This is a genomic window from Chitinivibrio alkaliphilus ACht1 (genome assembly GCF_000474745.1).
GTDB lineage: Bacteria > Fibrobacterota > Chitinivibrionia > Chitinivibrionales > Chitinivibrionaceae > Chitinivibrio > Chitinivibrio alkaliphilus.
In genome coordinates this window covers 24,027-37,514 of the sequence record NZ_ASJR01000014.1, presented here as the reverse complement: position 1 = coordinate 37,514, position 13,488 = coordinate 24,027, and the positions used below count along the sequence as shown (strand labels likewise).

At 47.0% G+C, this 13,488-nt stretch carries 12 protein-coding genes; 7 read left to right on the top strand and 5 right to left on the bottom strand.

All coding sequences use genetic code 11. From position 1 onward, the window contains the following. The first annotated feature begins 45 nt into the window (after positions 1-45). From CALK_RS07950 to CALK_RS07930, 5 genes are read left to right on the top strand one after another with little or no spacing between them, the layout of a single operon-like run. Positions 46-426 (top strand): hypothetical protein, encoded by a 381-nt coding sequence (locus CALK_RS07950; RefSeq protein WP_022637164.1) that lies wholly within the window; start codon positions 46-48, stop codon positions 424-426. After that, positions 423-1,598 (top strand): ABC transporter permease, encoded by a 1,176-nt coding sequence (locus CALK_RS07945; protein WP_022637163.1) that lies wholly within the window; start codon positions 423-425, stop codon positions 1,596-1,598. Before CALK_RS07950 ends, CALK_RS07945 begins: the two co-directional genes overlap by 4 nt. Beyond that, positions 1,591-2,256 (top strand): ABC transporter ATP-binding protein, encoded by a 666-nt coding sequence (locus tag CALK_RS07940; protein ID WP_022637162.1) that lies wholly within the window; start codon positions 1,591-1,593, stop codon positions 2,254-2,256. Before CALK_RS07945 ends, CALK_RS07940 begins: the two co-directional genes overlap by 8 nt. Then, complete coding sequence (locus CALK_RS07935) at positions 2,231-3,184, top strand: hypothetical protein (protein WP_022637161.1); 954 nt, start codon at positions 2,231-2,233, stop codon at positions 3,182-3,184. Before CALK_RS07940 ends, CALK_RS07935 begins: the two co-directional genes overlap by 26 nt. Then, positions 3,114-3,692, top strand: a complete 579-nt coding sequence (locus tag CALK_RS07930; RefSeq protein ID WP_155851832.1) for a hypothetical protein — start codon at positions 3,114-3,116, stop codon at positions 3,690-3,692. The genes CALK_RS07935 and CALK_RS07930 overlap by 71 nt, the downstream gene beginning before the upstream one ends. Positions 3,693-3,876: 184 nt before the next feature. Here CALK_RS07930 and CALK_RS07925 read toward each other — a convergent pair whose 3' ends face one another. From CALK_RS07925 to CALK_RS07915, 3 genes are all read right to left on the bottom strand, one after another. Continuing rightward, positions 3,877-4,374, bottom strand: a complete 498-nt coding sequence (locus CALK_RS07925; protein WP_022637159.1) for a hypothetical protein — start codon at positions 4,372-4,374, stop codon at positions 3,877-3,879. 164 nt (positions 4,375-4,538) lie between these two features. Further along, entirely contained in the window at positions 4,539-4,838 is a 300-nt protein-coding gene (locus CALK_RS07920) for a hypothetical protein (RefSeq protein ID WP_022637158.1), read from the bottom strand. 382 nt (positions 4,839-5,220) lie between these two features. Further along, positions 5,221-7,077: a Na/Pi cotransporter family protein gene (locus CALK_RS07915; protein ID WP_022637157.1), complete on the bottom strand. Its 1,857-nt coding sequence runs from the start codon at positions 7,075-7,077 to the stop codon at positions 5,221-5,223. A gap of 221 nt (positions 7,078-7,298) precedes the next feature. On the opposite strand from CALK_RS07915, the gene CALK_RS07910 reads away from it, so the two are divergent. Both CALK_RS07910 and CALK_RS07905 read left to right on the top strand, forming a co-directional pair. Beyond that, complete coding sequence (locus CALK_RS07910; RefSeq protein ID WP_022637156.1) at positions 7,299-8,267, top strand: lysylphosphatidylglycerol synthase transmembrane domain-containing protein; 969 nt, start codon at positions 7,299-7,301, stop codon at positions 8,265-8,267. Between the two features lie 32 nt (positions 8,268-8,299). Continuing rightward, positions 8,300-8,989: a hypothetical protein gene (locus CALK_RS07905; protein WP_022637155.1), complete on the top strand. Its 690-nt coding sequence runs from the start codon at positions 8,300-8,302 to the stop codon at positions 8,987-8,989. 51 nt (positions 8,990-9,040) lie between these two features. Here the strand turns inward: CALK_RS07905 and carB are convergent, their stop codons facing one another. Beyond that, the gene (carB, locus tag CALK_RS07900; protein ID WP_022637154.1) at positions 9,041-12,319 is read right to left on the bottom strand and encodes a carbamoyl-phosphate synthase large subunit; all 3,279 of its coding nucleotides are present in this window, start codon (positions 12,317-12,319) and stop codon (positions 9,041-9,043) included. Next, positions 12,289-13,455 (bottom strand): glutamine-hydrolyzing carbamoyl-phosphate synthase small subunit, encoded by a 1,167-nt coding sequence (gene carA / locus CALK_RS07895; RefSeq protein ID WP_022637153.1) that lies wholly within the window; start codon positions 13,453-13,455, stop codon positions 12,289-12,291. Before carA ends, carB begins: the two co-directional genes overlap by 31 nt. Between the last annotated feature and the right edge of the window lie 33 nt (positions 13,456-13,488).

Here is a 13,488-nt window from a genome sequence, read left to right as displayed (position 1 = left end):
CATTTGCTGTATTATCTACCCAAAAACTTTAAAAAGGAACGAAAAATGAAAAACCAAATTCTCGTATTTACTCTGATGTGTATCGCCGTTATTCTTGGGGCCTGCTCCGATTCAAAAACAACGGGAACTCCCGCCGATGAGGATGTACAAGCTACTCCCCTGGCGGAAATACTCGAAAACCCCGCCGAATTTCACGGTGAGACCGTGGTGCTGGAAGGAACCATGTCGGCCCTGTGTTCCTCCCGGTGTGATTTTACCTATACCGAACGCGGACAGGCTGTTACGGTGTATATGGAAGGTGATACGAAGGCGCCCCGCATGCAGCCGGGACAGCGCCTGCGTGTGACCGCACAGATACATGCCGGTTCTGGTCAGACCGTACTCACCGCCACGGGCCTTGAACTCCTCCGGGGAGGGCAGTCATGAATATTCTTCATCTTGCCCTCAACAACATCCGCCGCAGCACCATGCGCGCCTTTCTGACGGCGCTCAGCGTCATGGTGGCGGCGGCCACCCTTGTGGTGGTACTCTCCGTTGACCGGGGCTATCAGGAATCGGTCCAGCGGGATCTTGTGGAAAATACGGGGGTCCACCTCTATCTCACAAAGGAGGGATGTCCCATTGAGGCCTCCTCTGTCATAGCTCAAGGCGGATTAAGCCCCCTCTATGTGGAGGAAGAGATTATCCCCATGGTGGAAGAGACCGAGGGAGTATCGGCCATACTCCCCTTCAAGCTCTTTGCCGAAACCCTCCCCGATGGCTCCCGGACAGATATTTTCATGGGCATCACCGACGCCATACATGGGCTTCGTCCCGACTGGACCCTTGAAGAAGGTGGATGGTTTGAGGATGAAAAATCCGTTATTCTTGGGGCAGACATGGCGCAAATTGAAAATGTCTCCGTGGGAGATCAAATCTATTCAGAACCCTTTGACATGGTGTTCACCGTCACGGGGATCCTTGAACGAAGTTACTCCCAGGATGATGGTATCTTTTTTCTGCCCCTGGAGACAGCTCAGAAAATGATTAACCGTGAAGGACGTCTTTCTGCAATCGCCTTGAAGTTGCATGATATCGACCGCCTGCAGGAGATAAGCCTTGAACTGCGCGGACAACTCCCTGAAGGATATTACGTCCTTGGTGCCAAGGAGCTCAGCGATGGTATCCTTGGTTTTTTTGCCGCCACACGCACCATCATGTTTGTCATGGTGGGGGTTGCCTTCGGTGTTTCTGTCTTCGGCATTATCAACACCATGCTCATGGCAGTAATGGAGCGCAAACGTGAAATAGCCTATCTGAAATGTGTGGGAGCACGCAGATCTGATATTCTGAAGCTTATTACGGCTGAGACCCTGCTTATCTGCCTGGCAGGAGCCCTGGCGGGAATCATTCTTGGACTTGTCATAACTCCCATTGCGGGATCCTTTCTGCGCACCCTTCTGGTGGCCTATGTTCCCGCCGGATCCATCGTATCGCCGGGCCTTGACATTGTCCTGCTCTCCCTTGTTCTGTCTGTGTCAACGGGGCTGTTATGCGCCCTCTATCCGGCCCTGAAAGCGTCGTCTATTGTTCCCATGGAGGTCTTGAGAAATGAGTAATATTATCACCCTTGACGGGGTTACCAAAATATACAAACGGGGAATTGAGGAAGTACACGCCCTTGATGGAATCAGCCTCTCCATTGCCGCCGGTGAATACACAGCTATTTGCGGCCCATCGGGCTCCGGGAAAACTACCCTGCTCAATGTGGCCGGCTGTATGGATCACCCCACGGCGGGACGGGTCTTTGTGGAAAATCAGGAAGTGGAGGCGGGCAGTGAGGCCGTCCTCGGAGAGATCCGCCGCTCCACCATCGGCTTTGTCTTCCAGCAGTTTTTTCTTATTCCCACCCTCACAGTACAGCAGAATGTTGCCCTGCCCCTCCTCTTTTCGCATCATAAAAAAGAGGAAGAGGAAATTGCGGAAATACTCCGACGGGTTGGCCTTGGGCATCGCATGAAGCATCTTCCCCGGGAGCTTTCCGGTGGAGAAATGCAGCGGGTGGCAGTGGCCAGAAGTCTCGTAAACGATCCGAAGGTTATCCTTGCCGATGAACCGACGGGAAATCTTGACACAAAAAATGCCGAAGCGGTCATAGAGCTCTTTGAAGATCTCAATTCAGGGGGTATCGCCGTTATTATGGTAACCCATAATACAGAGCTGGCCAAACGGTGCGGAAAGGTGGTATCCCTTGAAGACGGTAAAATTATTTCATAGTATCACCCTCCTCCTCTGTGCAGTGTCCCTCTCCTTTGGGACCCTCTTTATTGATCTTGAAGAGGATTTGCGGGGACGGTGGGAAAGTGATGAGGATCTCACCGGGGAAATAAACGCCCTGGGGGGATCCCTGCGGAAAGTGATTTCGGACAGCCGGGGTGATCGTTTTATTTTCTTTGCCCAGGCGGAGCTCCATAATAATCTCTCTGAGTTTATGCTCCATCAAGCCTATGGCCAGATAAAGGGCCCCATGGGAAAATGGAACGTCTCGGTGGGAAGGGTGCCCCTCCCCTGGGGGCTTCTCACCGATTGGAGTCCCGAACGAATGCCCTATGCGTCGCCCTACCGGGGTAGTCGCCTTAATACGGCGGATAACGGCATTCTCCTTGATGGGGTTATTGGCATGGCAGACTACGGCATCGCCCTGACCCAGGGATACGGCATGGCGGATATTGAAGAGTTTCCCGGCCCCGGGCTTCTTACCGCCCGTGTGGGAATCACCCCCTTCATCACGGGAGATCTTGTGGTGGGACTCTCCCTCTCCCACGGGACGGTTGCCGTCAGCGCTCACGGCCACGGAATGGGCCATGTCCATGAGGAGGAACAGACCGCCATAGGACTTGACAATACCCTCTATTATGGTCGGGGGCTTGTTCGTTTTGAAGGGGTGGTCAAGAGATATGACGCATCCTGGGAGCAGCATGTTTTTGCCAATGCAGAGTACGCTCTTTTGCCACGGCTGACTATTGAAACGGCAGGACAGGCGGCCTTTCTTCCCCATGATGAAAAGGGGGGAAGCATCTATACGGGAATTTCCCTGCCCATACGAACCTTAACCTTTCGCGGAGGATATGAATATGAAACATATCACGAAGATACCCACAGTATGGTATTGCAGCTCTATCGTTCTTTTTCTACTGTTCGCTAAGCCCCTTACGGCTGAACAGGTCTATGTCTGCGTCTGGCGAAACCCGGAACGCACCATGTCCCGCCTCTTTCCCGATGCACGGGATTATCGCACCGTGGCACTCCCCCTTTCTGCGGAAAAGCGGGATCGTATTGAGGAGCGAACGGGAGAAGAGATACTTCCCGGACAGCGTGAGGAGTATCAGTACTACGAAATGCTTAATCGCGACGGTGTGGTTATCGGATATACTCAGGCGGTGACCCAGCGCGGAGAATTTGGCGCCATAGAGTTTGTCTTTGGTATGGATACCACCCACACCATAAACACAATCTATATCCAGCGGGCGCGTGAACGGGACCGCACCTTCAGACAGGATGAATTTCTGGAGACATTTGTTGGTCTGGGTATTGAGGGGATTGATACCCTGGAGGATCCGGCAGGTGAAGATGCTACCATTGCGACCACAGGGGTTACCGTAGGGGTGCGAAAGGCCCTTGTTTCCTTTGAAGAACTGGTCCTTGCTGACTAAAATTATGGAGTGTGTCCTCCAGGACATGCTCCATTATTAAGTGTGTAAGAAATTATTGGGAGAGTTAATGAGATTGCACGCTCTGACCTGACCCCCTTCAGGTAGAACATGTGACATTTTTTGTGTAATAGGGCAGGTCACCTTAGTGGTGTGACTCATCGCCAAGGCATTTGTTAATTCTTTTTTATACTTCATTTTCCAATAAAAAATCTGCTTCATCTGTTAATGTATAGCTTATATCAAAAAATTGTGACATACCTGCATAATTGGATAGTTCTTCGATGGCATATCCTGATTCTAAGAATTTTAGAGCTGAATTCATACGGCGAATAGGCCAATTTAATTTTTTACAAGCAACACTATTATCGCAAGTCCTATTTGGCATTTCATCTGCAATCTTTATTAGTTCGAGCGCATCTTTTGATGGTGTCCAATTTTGACAAAATTCATCTGTTTGATAAAAGAACTCATTGGTCGGACCAAAAGTATCATAACCCATTGCAGTAGAGGCATCAGAGAGCGTATAGATTAACCCTGAATTTTCCAGTTCGTGCAAACACATTCTCAAAAGTTTCTCAGGATTTTCAACACCCAAAGCATCAAAAACATCATACACTTCTTTAATATTTATTGAGGTATCCCAAGCCATTCCACGAGTAATATCATCACTTTCGCTTATCATTTTAATAATCAATGAACTGTACTGGTTCAGCGGAAATCCAAAGATCGACCCTCATTCCTTAATTAGTCTATACGGACCTTCAGCCCGCTGGGGTAACCCTTAAAATATTCTTTTTACGCAACTGTCTCGCTTTTTTTCTTTCCCTCCTTCTTTTTTCAAGTTTTCTATCTCGTTTCGTAATAATTTCCCGCACGATGCTTATTTAAAAGACCTTGTTCCTGCTCTTGTTGCCACCTTTCAACTGTTTTTGAAAAAAGCCCCTCTGAACGCAGGTACGCACCGATTTGCGTGGGGTCATCCTTCTTTAGTTTCGCTATTGCAGATAATACTGATAACTTATAGGCCACTGTCTTAGAAGGACGCTTCGTTTTTCGGGAGCTGTCCGGAAGCACTTCCGTTGACTTACTCGTTTTCCCAGCAACACCAGACGATGTCGATGATCTCTCATAATTCTTTCTTTCCACTTTTGATCTCCTGTTTTTCTGCCCCGATAGGTAATAAAATTAATATAGAATATTGTCTCACTTAATATAGACACTCAGGGCTCGTTGCTCGACGAGGCTCCAGTTTTACGCTCTGACCCCTTCTCGTGCTCGACGAGGCTCCAGTTTTACGCTCTGCCGCCGCCTTGTGGAAACACGAGGGCATCATTTTTTCTTGCAACTCTTTCCAGTGTTCTAAGGGGAATGCATCTCTTGGGCTTTCTGGCTCTGCTACATGAAACAGTGAGACGCTCCCAGTCAAAAGACGGGGAGCGAGGTAGATTCGCTATATTTTTTTACGTATTGAAACGGGGATCTTAGCTATTCGATCGCCCCCCAGAAGAGACGCTTCCGGGGGAATACCTTATTCTGCCAATTCAAGAATACTAAGAAAGTGGTTGTTGATCTTTTTATACGCCGTAAGAATATCCGCAAAGGTAAGTGAGATAAAGACATTCTCATCACGGTTTCTATTTTTCAAGGCATTGAGGTTATTCTTACGAATGTCCTTAATCATGTAGCGAATATTCTCAAGCTCTGCCAATAATTCGCCCTTCTTCTCGCACCCTTCATGACACGAATAGGTACGCAGAGAATCAAGCACAGAACCGACCCGACGATGAAGACGTAAAATCTCTTCACGCTCATCTTCATCAAGAAATAACTTTTTCTTTTCTATTTTAATAAGCCGCTTCAGGGCCGTCACATAATAATCACTAATACTCTCATAATCGTCAATAACACGAAATTGGTTCTGAATCGCCTGTACCACATCATGGGAGAGTTCTTTTGTAGAGAGCTGCTCCACCAGAAAATCAGAGAGTTCTTTTTGATATAAATCGACCTTCTCTTCAATTTCAAAAACCGTATTTTTTGCTTTCTCCCGCGCAGAATCTCGTTCTGTTAGATATGTCTCCAAGGCTGCTCCGGCACGGGAAACCTGCTCTGCCACTCCGCGAATTTCCATACTTGTTTCTGCAAGGGCAAGGGTGGGAGATTCATGCATTTTTAACGTTTGAAGTTCCGTAATATGAAACCCCTGCTCTTCATCTTGCGGGACAAGCTTAAATAAGAGTCGTTCAAGAGGGCCAAGAAGAGGAATAAACACCAGGGTATTCACCGTATTAAAAACGGTATGCACCATGGCAATTTTCACTGCAATTGCTCCCCCCGTATCACCATTTCCATACACCAGCTGCAGGGTGTCGCTGAATCGTTCAAAGAGACTTTCAATAAATGAGATATAAAAGGGGAATATACTGGTAATCCACAGAACCCCCACCACATTAAAGATAATGTGTCCATAGGCGGCCCGCTTCGCATTTGCCCCTGTGGTAAGAGAGGCAAGAAAGGCCGTAATGGTTGTTCCGATATTTTCTCCCAACACGAGGGCTGCCGCTGTCTCAAAGGGAATTGCCCCCGTTACAGAAAGGGCAATGGTGATCCCCATGGTGGCTGAGGACGATTGGACAGATACCGTGAGGAATGCACCGAGAAGTACACACATAAGCATGCTCAAATAGGTATCAGTGTTAAAAATAAGAAAGAGCGCTTCAAATTCCCGCGAGTTTGCAAAGGGACGAAACCCATGGGTCATGAGTTGCAACCCGAAAAAGACCATCCCAATCCCTAAAAAGGCAAGGGCCGTATATTTTATGCTGTCTCGCTTTGAAAACAGATAGAAAAAGGTCGCAATCCCCAGAATAGGAAGACCAAAGCGCCCCACATTCAGGGCAATAATCCATCCGGTGAGGGTGGTACCAATATTCGAACCGAATATAATACCAAGGGCTTGACGTAAGACCATGAGCCCGCTATTCACAAACCCGACGGTCATTACCGTGGTAATACTACTTGATTGCACAATAACCGTGACAACAAACCCCACAAGAACCGCGGAAAACCGATTATTGGTCAAGGTCGCAATGATACTGCGCAGTCGTGACCCTGCAATCGTTTGGAGCCCCGAAGACATGTAGTTCATTCCCAACAGGAATATGGCAAGACCGCCCACAATAAAAAAGACCATGGGAAGCGCGAGTATTGCTTCGGTGAAGGGGGTAATACCTTCTAATTCATTCATAAAATCATGTTCAGCTGCCGCTTCAGGAAGGGTTTCCATAGCTGTTTCGGAGGAGAGATTCTCCCCATCACCAGCAAAGACAGATACAGTGGAAAGTAACGATAGGAGAGAGAACAAGAGGATCATATGACGTATCACAAGGGCTCCTTATAAAATTCAGAGAGGAAATATACAATAGTTTTACAATTCGATTACAATATTTTTACAATATTTCTCTCCCGCACCAATTTCTGCACAGGATACATAAACCATTTCATCCATGGGCTGCCACGAGTGAGAACTATTTTTAACATCTTACTGCCCCTCCTTATATATTTTACCCAAAGCCCGTGCGGCGACTCTTTATCTGAAAGGTATCCATGAAAAACGGACTGTTCTTTCTGTTCAAACTCGCCATTACCCTGACGGTTATTCTCTATATTGTATATACCGTGGGGTGGGATACGATCGTGCAAGAAATTACGGAAGCACATCGGGGCTTTTTTTTAGGAGCCGTGGGGGTCTTTGGGTGTAGCATGATACTGGGCTCGCAACAGTGGCGTGAACTTCTCAAGATGAAGAACATAGAAATCTCCCCACTCAAGGCATTGCAAATATATACGACGGGCTTATTTTTCTATAATTTCATGTTCGGCGTGGTAGGAGGCGATGCCTATAAAGTAACAGCTCTACATTTAGGAGGAGATTCAGGAACCCACGCCTTTGCCTCTACGTTTCTCGATAGATTTTTCGGCCTGGTAGTAATAAATATATTTGCTCTCATGGGAGGAACAATCCTCTTGGTAAGCAATATTCAACGAGGATTACCACCGTATTCAGCCATGGCGGTTCTATTCCTCTTTTCAACAATCTTTGCCGTTATTTTTGCAACACTTCTGTCACGACGGCTGCAAGAAAAAACAAAAGGCAGTATCAAAAAACTGAAATGGCTCCCCTATGCCGATAAGATTCACTCGCTCCTCGAAACAACCTTTATCAATCGGAAAAACCGAGGTGAGCGTTCCATACTCGGCAAAGTTGCAATATACTCTTTTTCGATTCAAACACTCCGTATTGTGGTACACATCCTGTGTGCTGCGGCGCTGGGAATGTATAGCCATGATCGACTTCCCTACTTTTTTATTATTATCCCCATTATATCACTCGTTATGGTGGTCCCCCTCCCCTTTGGAGTTAAGGAAGTATTTGGTGGTAAGCTCTTCATGGCAGCAGGCTTTCCCTCCTCTGCAACAATTATGGAGCTCTTAGCATCCATTGTAGCAATACTCTGCTCTCTTGCCGGGGGGGTTACCTTTCTTATGGGAAATCATACAGAAGCTTCTGAATAATGCCGATACGGGTATAAAGGAGATGTATCACCATGAAAATAACTATATTCCTCCTCTGTATCCCCATTCTTCTCTGGGCCCAAGCGCCTCAGGGGTTTCAAGAATTTGAGTGGGGAACCGGTCCGGATGAGATTTCTGCCACTGCCCTGGGAGAAGGCTGGGAAAATACGGAAACACCCCTCTTTCCAAACACTCCTGAAATAGAGGTGTTCCAACGAAATCAGGAGATTGGTGGATATACCGCAGTAACTAACTTTTATTTCTACGAAGACCAATTTTTTCAAGCCACCGTACACTTTGATTTCTCACATTTGGCAGAGTACGATTTCAACTTTAATGTCTTTATATCCGTGGATGAGTACTATCGGGAAATTCGGACACAAACACTCACTTTTGTCAATGATATTTACACGCTTCTGAAACGGAGATATGGAAGAAGGCAACCGGTATTCAAAGGAATAGATCCACGAAACATGTTTGCTCGAACAGATAACTATATTAGTCAAGAACGATGGAATTTGCGATACAACGCCTCTGAATACTATAAACGAATCATCACACGGGGCTATGCGAAATGGACGTATCCCGAAACGCAAATCATATTTTCCATTGATATTTCCGCACCGGATGAGCGCTTTGACTATCTCCTTTCAGCATCATCGGTTGCACTGAAAAAAGAAATAGAAGACCGGGTTCTTGATGATCGTTCTCTTGGCTTATAAAAGAAAGGACACCCGCACGGATGTCCTTTATAGAGTCTGGAGAGACAAGCCTTAGTCGAAAAGACTATCCTGTAAGCTCGGCTTACCCAATCCTTCCATGATACGCTTATAGGCTCGTCCATACTCTTGAATTGGTTTTACCGTATAGTCTTTCTTATCAAGGGAATCCATCCCTGCAACCGCCGCCTGAGCACCTTCAATAGTGGTAACATAGGTTACCCCATGGGTCACAGCAGCACTGCGAATTGGCTTGGAATCTTTCAATGCCTTTTGTCCTTCCGGAATATTAATTACCAAGTCAAAGGTATTTGCCTTAATAAGATCAACCACATCCGGTTTTCCCTCACCAATCTTTGCAACTTCCATGGTGGGCACTGCACTGCTCAGGAGTGCCTTAGCAGTTCCCTCTGTTGCATAAATAGAAAAGCCCAATTCATAGAGTTTTTTCACCATGAATGTAATATTTCGACGCATACTGTCCCGTACAGAAATAAAGACTTTTCCACTGGCGGGAAGCTCATTATATGCAGCCTCCTGAGCCTTGGCGTACGCACTGCCAAAATCCCGGTCAATTCCCATTACTTCCCCCGTAGACTTCATCTCAGGGCCAAGTATAATTTCCGCTCCAGGAAATTTATTAAAAGGAAGAACCGCCTCTTTCACAGCAAAATAATCCATGGGAGGATTCACCGCTTCAGGAAGATTTGCCAGGGGAATTCCTGTCATAACCTTCGCTGCAATTTTTGCCCAGGGAACTCCCGTGGCTTTGCTCACAAAGGGAACAGTCCGCGAAGCTCGTGGGTTTACTTCAAGAATGTACACATCATTTCCGTCTACGGCAAACTGAATATTCAGTAACCCCACCACAGAAAGTTCCCGTGCAATATTTTTGGTAATCTGGGATATTTCAGCCACAATTTTTCGGGAAAGCGTATGGGGAGGAAGAACACAGGCAGAATCACCGGAATGAACCCCCGCTTCCTCAATATGTTCCATGACACCACACACAATACAGTCCGTACCATCAGATACGGCATCGACATCAATCTCAATGGAGTCTCCCACAAATTTATCAATCAGTACGGGACGATCTTCCCCTGCCCGTTTTGCTTCATGAATAAACTGCTCAAGCTCTTCAAAGGAGTATACAATACGCATACCCCGTCCACCAAGAACAAAGGAGGGACGAAGCAACACAGGAAACCCAATTCGTCCAGCAATTTCCGCTGCTTCCTCAGGCGTTTCCGCCATGCCGTTCGGCGGCTGACGCACCCCGAGTTTTTTGCATAAATTACCAAAGCCGTCACGATCTTCGGCACGGTCAATAGACTCAACAGAAGTACCGATAATAGGGGTACCAGCCTCTTTCAGCCGTGCTGCAAGATTGAGCGGAGTCTGCCCACCAAACTGCACCACAACGCCGTCCGGTTCTTCAGCATCAATAATATTCATTACATCTTCAAAGGTAAGGGGCTCAAAATAGAGTTTATCCGAGGTGTCATAATCCGTAGAGACAGTCTCAGGATTTGAATTAACCATGATTGATTCATACCCCAACTCTTCCATGGCATAGGATGCTTGACAACAACAATAATCAAACTCAATCCCCTGTCCAATACGGTTTGGCCCACCCCCGAGAATGACAATTTTCTTTCGGTTACTGCGTGAGCCCTCGTTTTCTTCTTCGTAGGTTGAGTAGTAGTAGGGGGTATACGCCTCAAACTCAGCCGCACAGGTGTCAACAAGTTTATACACTGCAGAAATACCGAGATCTTTTCGGTAGGCACGAAAGGCTGCTTCGTCGGAAAATTGGAACATCCGTGCCAATTGGGTATCAGAAAAGCCCATCTGCTTGGCTTCCATGATCATCTCTTTCTGCGTTTCCACTGATGCATCTAGCACAGAAGGCTGTATCTTCTCTTCAAAGGTAACAATGTCAGCCATATTACGCAGAAACCATGGATCAACCATGGTAATTTCATATATTTCTTCAACGGATATCTTTGCATCAAGGGCAGCACGAATATAGAAGATTCTATCTGCATCGAGTCGCTTCAGGGCCAGGCGAATATCCTCGGGGGAAAGCGCGTGCATGGATGCCGCTTCAAACCCAACATGGCCTGTTTCTAAGCCGCGAAGTGCCTTTTGTAAGGACTCTTTAAAGGTACGACCGATGGCCATGGTTTCCCCCACCGCTTTCATTTGTACCCCAAGGCTTGCATCGGCTTCAGGAAATTTCTCAAAGGCAAAACGAGGTGCCTTGGTTACCACATAATCGATGGATGGTTCAAAACAGGCCGGCGTTTCCCGTGTAATATCATTCTGTATTTCATCAAGGGTGTAGCCCACGGAGAGCATGGCAGCAAACTTGGCAATGGGAAAGCCCGTTGCTTTTGATGCCAAGGCGGAACTCCTACTCACACGAGGGTTCATCTCAATAACAATAAGTCGACCGTTTTCCGGATTCACGGCAAATTGCACATTGGATCCACCGGTTTCCACCCCAATCTCACGAATAATTGCCAAGGCAGCATCCCGCATGTGTTGATACTGTCTATCTGTCAAGGTTTGGGCCGGAGCTACCGTGATAGAATCTCCTGTGTGAATACCCATGGGATCAATATTTTCAATGGAACAAACGATAACCACATTATCATGGGCATCCCGCATCACTTCAAGCTCATACTCTTTCCACCCAAGGATGGATTCATCAATCAGTACTTCACTGATGGGAGAGTTACGCAAGCCACTTGCAACAACCGTTTCAAACTCTTCTTTGTTATTGACAATACCACCACCGGTACCACCCATGGTAAAACTGGGACGAACAATACAGGGAAACCCGAACTTTTCAGCAATCTCCCACGCCTCATCAAGGTTATAGGCAAAGGCAGATTTGGGCATATCAAGACCAATACGCTCCATGGCTGCCTTAAATTCACTCCGATCTTCAGCACGGCGAATGACATCAATATCTGCCCCAATCAGCTCGACGTCATATCGATCCAAAACGCCCCGTTCAGCACAGGCCATGGCTGTGTTCAGCCCGGTCTGCCCCCCAAGGGTAGGCAGGAGTGCATCGGGGCGCTCTTTCTTAATTATTTTTTCAACACAGGCAGGAGTAACCGGCTCAATATAGGTTTTATCAGCCATATCAGGATCTGTCATAATTGTCGCCGGGTTTGAGTTAACCAAAATTACCTCATACCCTTCCTGCTTTAAGGCCTTACAAGCCTGTGCACCAGAATAATCAAATTCGCAGGCTTGCCCAATCACAATGGGGCCACTTCCGATTATCATTATTTTGTGTATATCCGTACGCTTTGGCATTCTGTAAACCCCTTATTTTTTTCTGAAATATAATCGTTAATCATGTCTATGAACTCACGGAAAAGATACGCCGAATCATGGGGCCCCGGGGAAGCTTCAGGGTGATATTGTACTGCCAAGACACGGTTTTTGCGATCCCTAATTCCAGCACAGGTCTCATCATTAAGATTTACGTGGGTCTCTTCAACAGTGGTGTGAGACAGGCTGTTCATATCCGTGCAGTAACAGTGATTTTGAGCTGTTATCTCTACAGAACCGGTGGTTCTGTTTTGTATCGGATGATTTCCGCCGTGATGACCGAACTTCAATTTATACGCCGCTCCCCCGTAAGCGATCGTCAATAATTGATGTCCAAGACAAATTCCAAAGAGAGGCACCGTCCCAATTAATTCTCGAATGGTGGTGTGTGCGTACGTTACAGCAGAGGGATCTCCGGGGCCATTTGAAAGAAACACTCCATGGGGATTCATGGCAAGAATTTCCGTTGCCGTTGTCTGCGCAGGAACCACAGTCACTCGGCATCCAGCCCGGCTTAACATACGTAGAATATTGCTTTTCACTCCGTAGTCAATGGCCACAACATTGTATTTTCCATCCTGTGGAACTGGTCGTTCGGGGGTTCCAGTAAATACATAGGGCTCTGAGCAGGTAACCTCACGTACTGAATCAACCCCACTTAACCCTTCCCACTCATGCGCCTTTTTGGCAAGGGCGGCCACGTCAGGCTCTTTTGTACCTGCATATAGCACAGCCTTCATAGAACCAGCTTCTCGAATATGTCGTGTTAAACTCCGCGTATCAACCTTCTCTATCCCCACAACGCCCTCTTGTCGTAAATACTCTCCAAGAGACATTACTGCGGTAAAATTAGACGGGTATGCACAGGCCTCCCGTACAATAAGCCCTTCAACATGCACTCGGTCAGACTCAACATCTTCCCTATTTACCCCATAATTTCCTATTTGCGGATAGGTCATAACAACGGCTTGACGATTATAGGAAGGATCCGTAATAATTTCCTGATAACCGGTCAAGCTCGTATTAAATACAACTTCTCCCAGGGCTTCTCCCTCTGCCCCGAAGGACTTCCCCTTATAGACAGTTCCGTCTTCGAGTATTACATAGCCTTTAACCACAAAGGACCTCGCTTATTTTTAATGTTCGGGCAA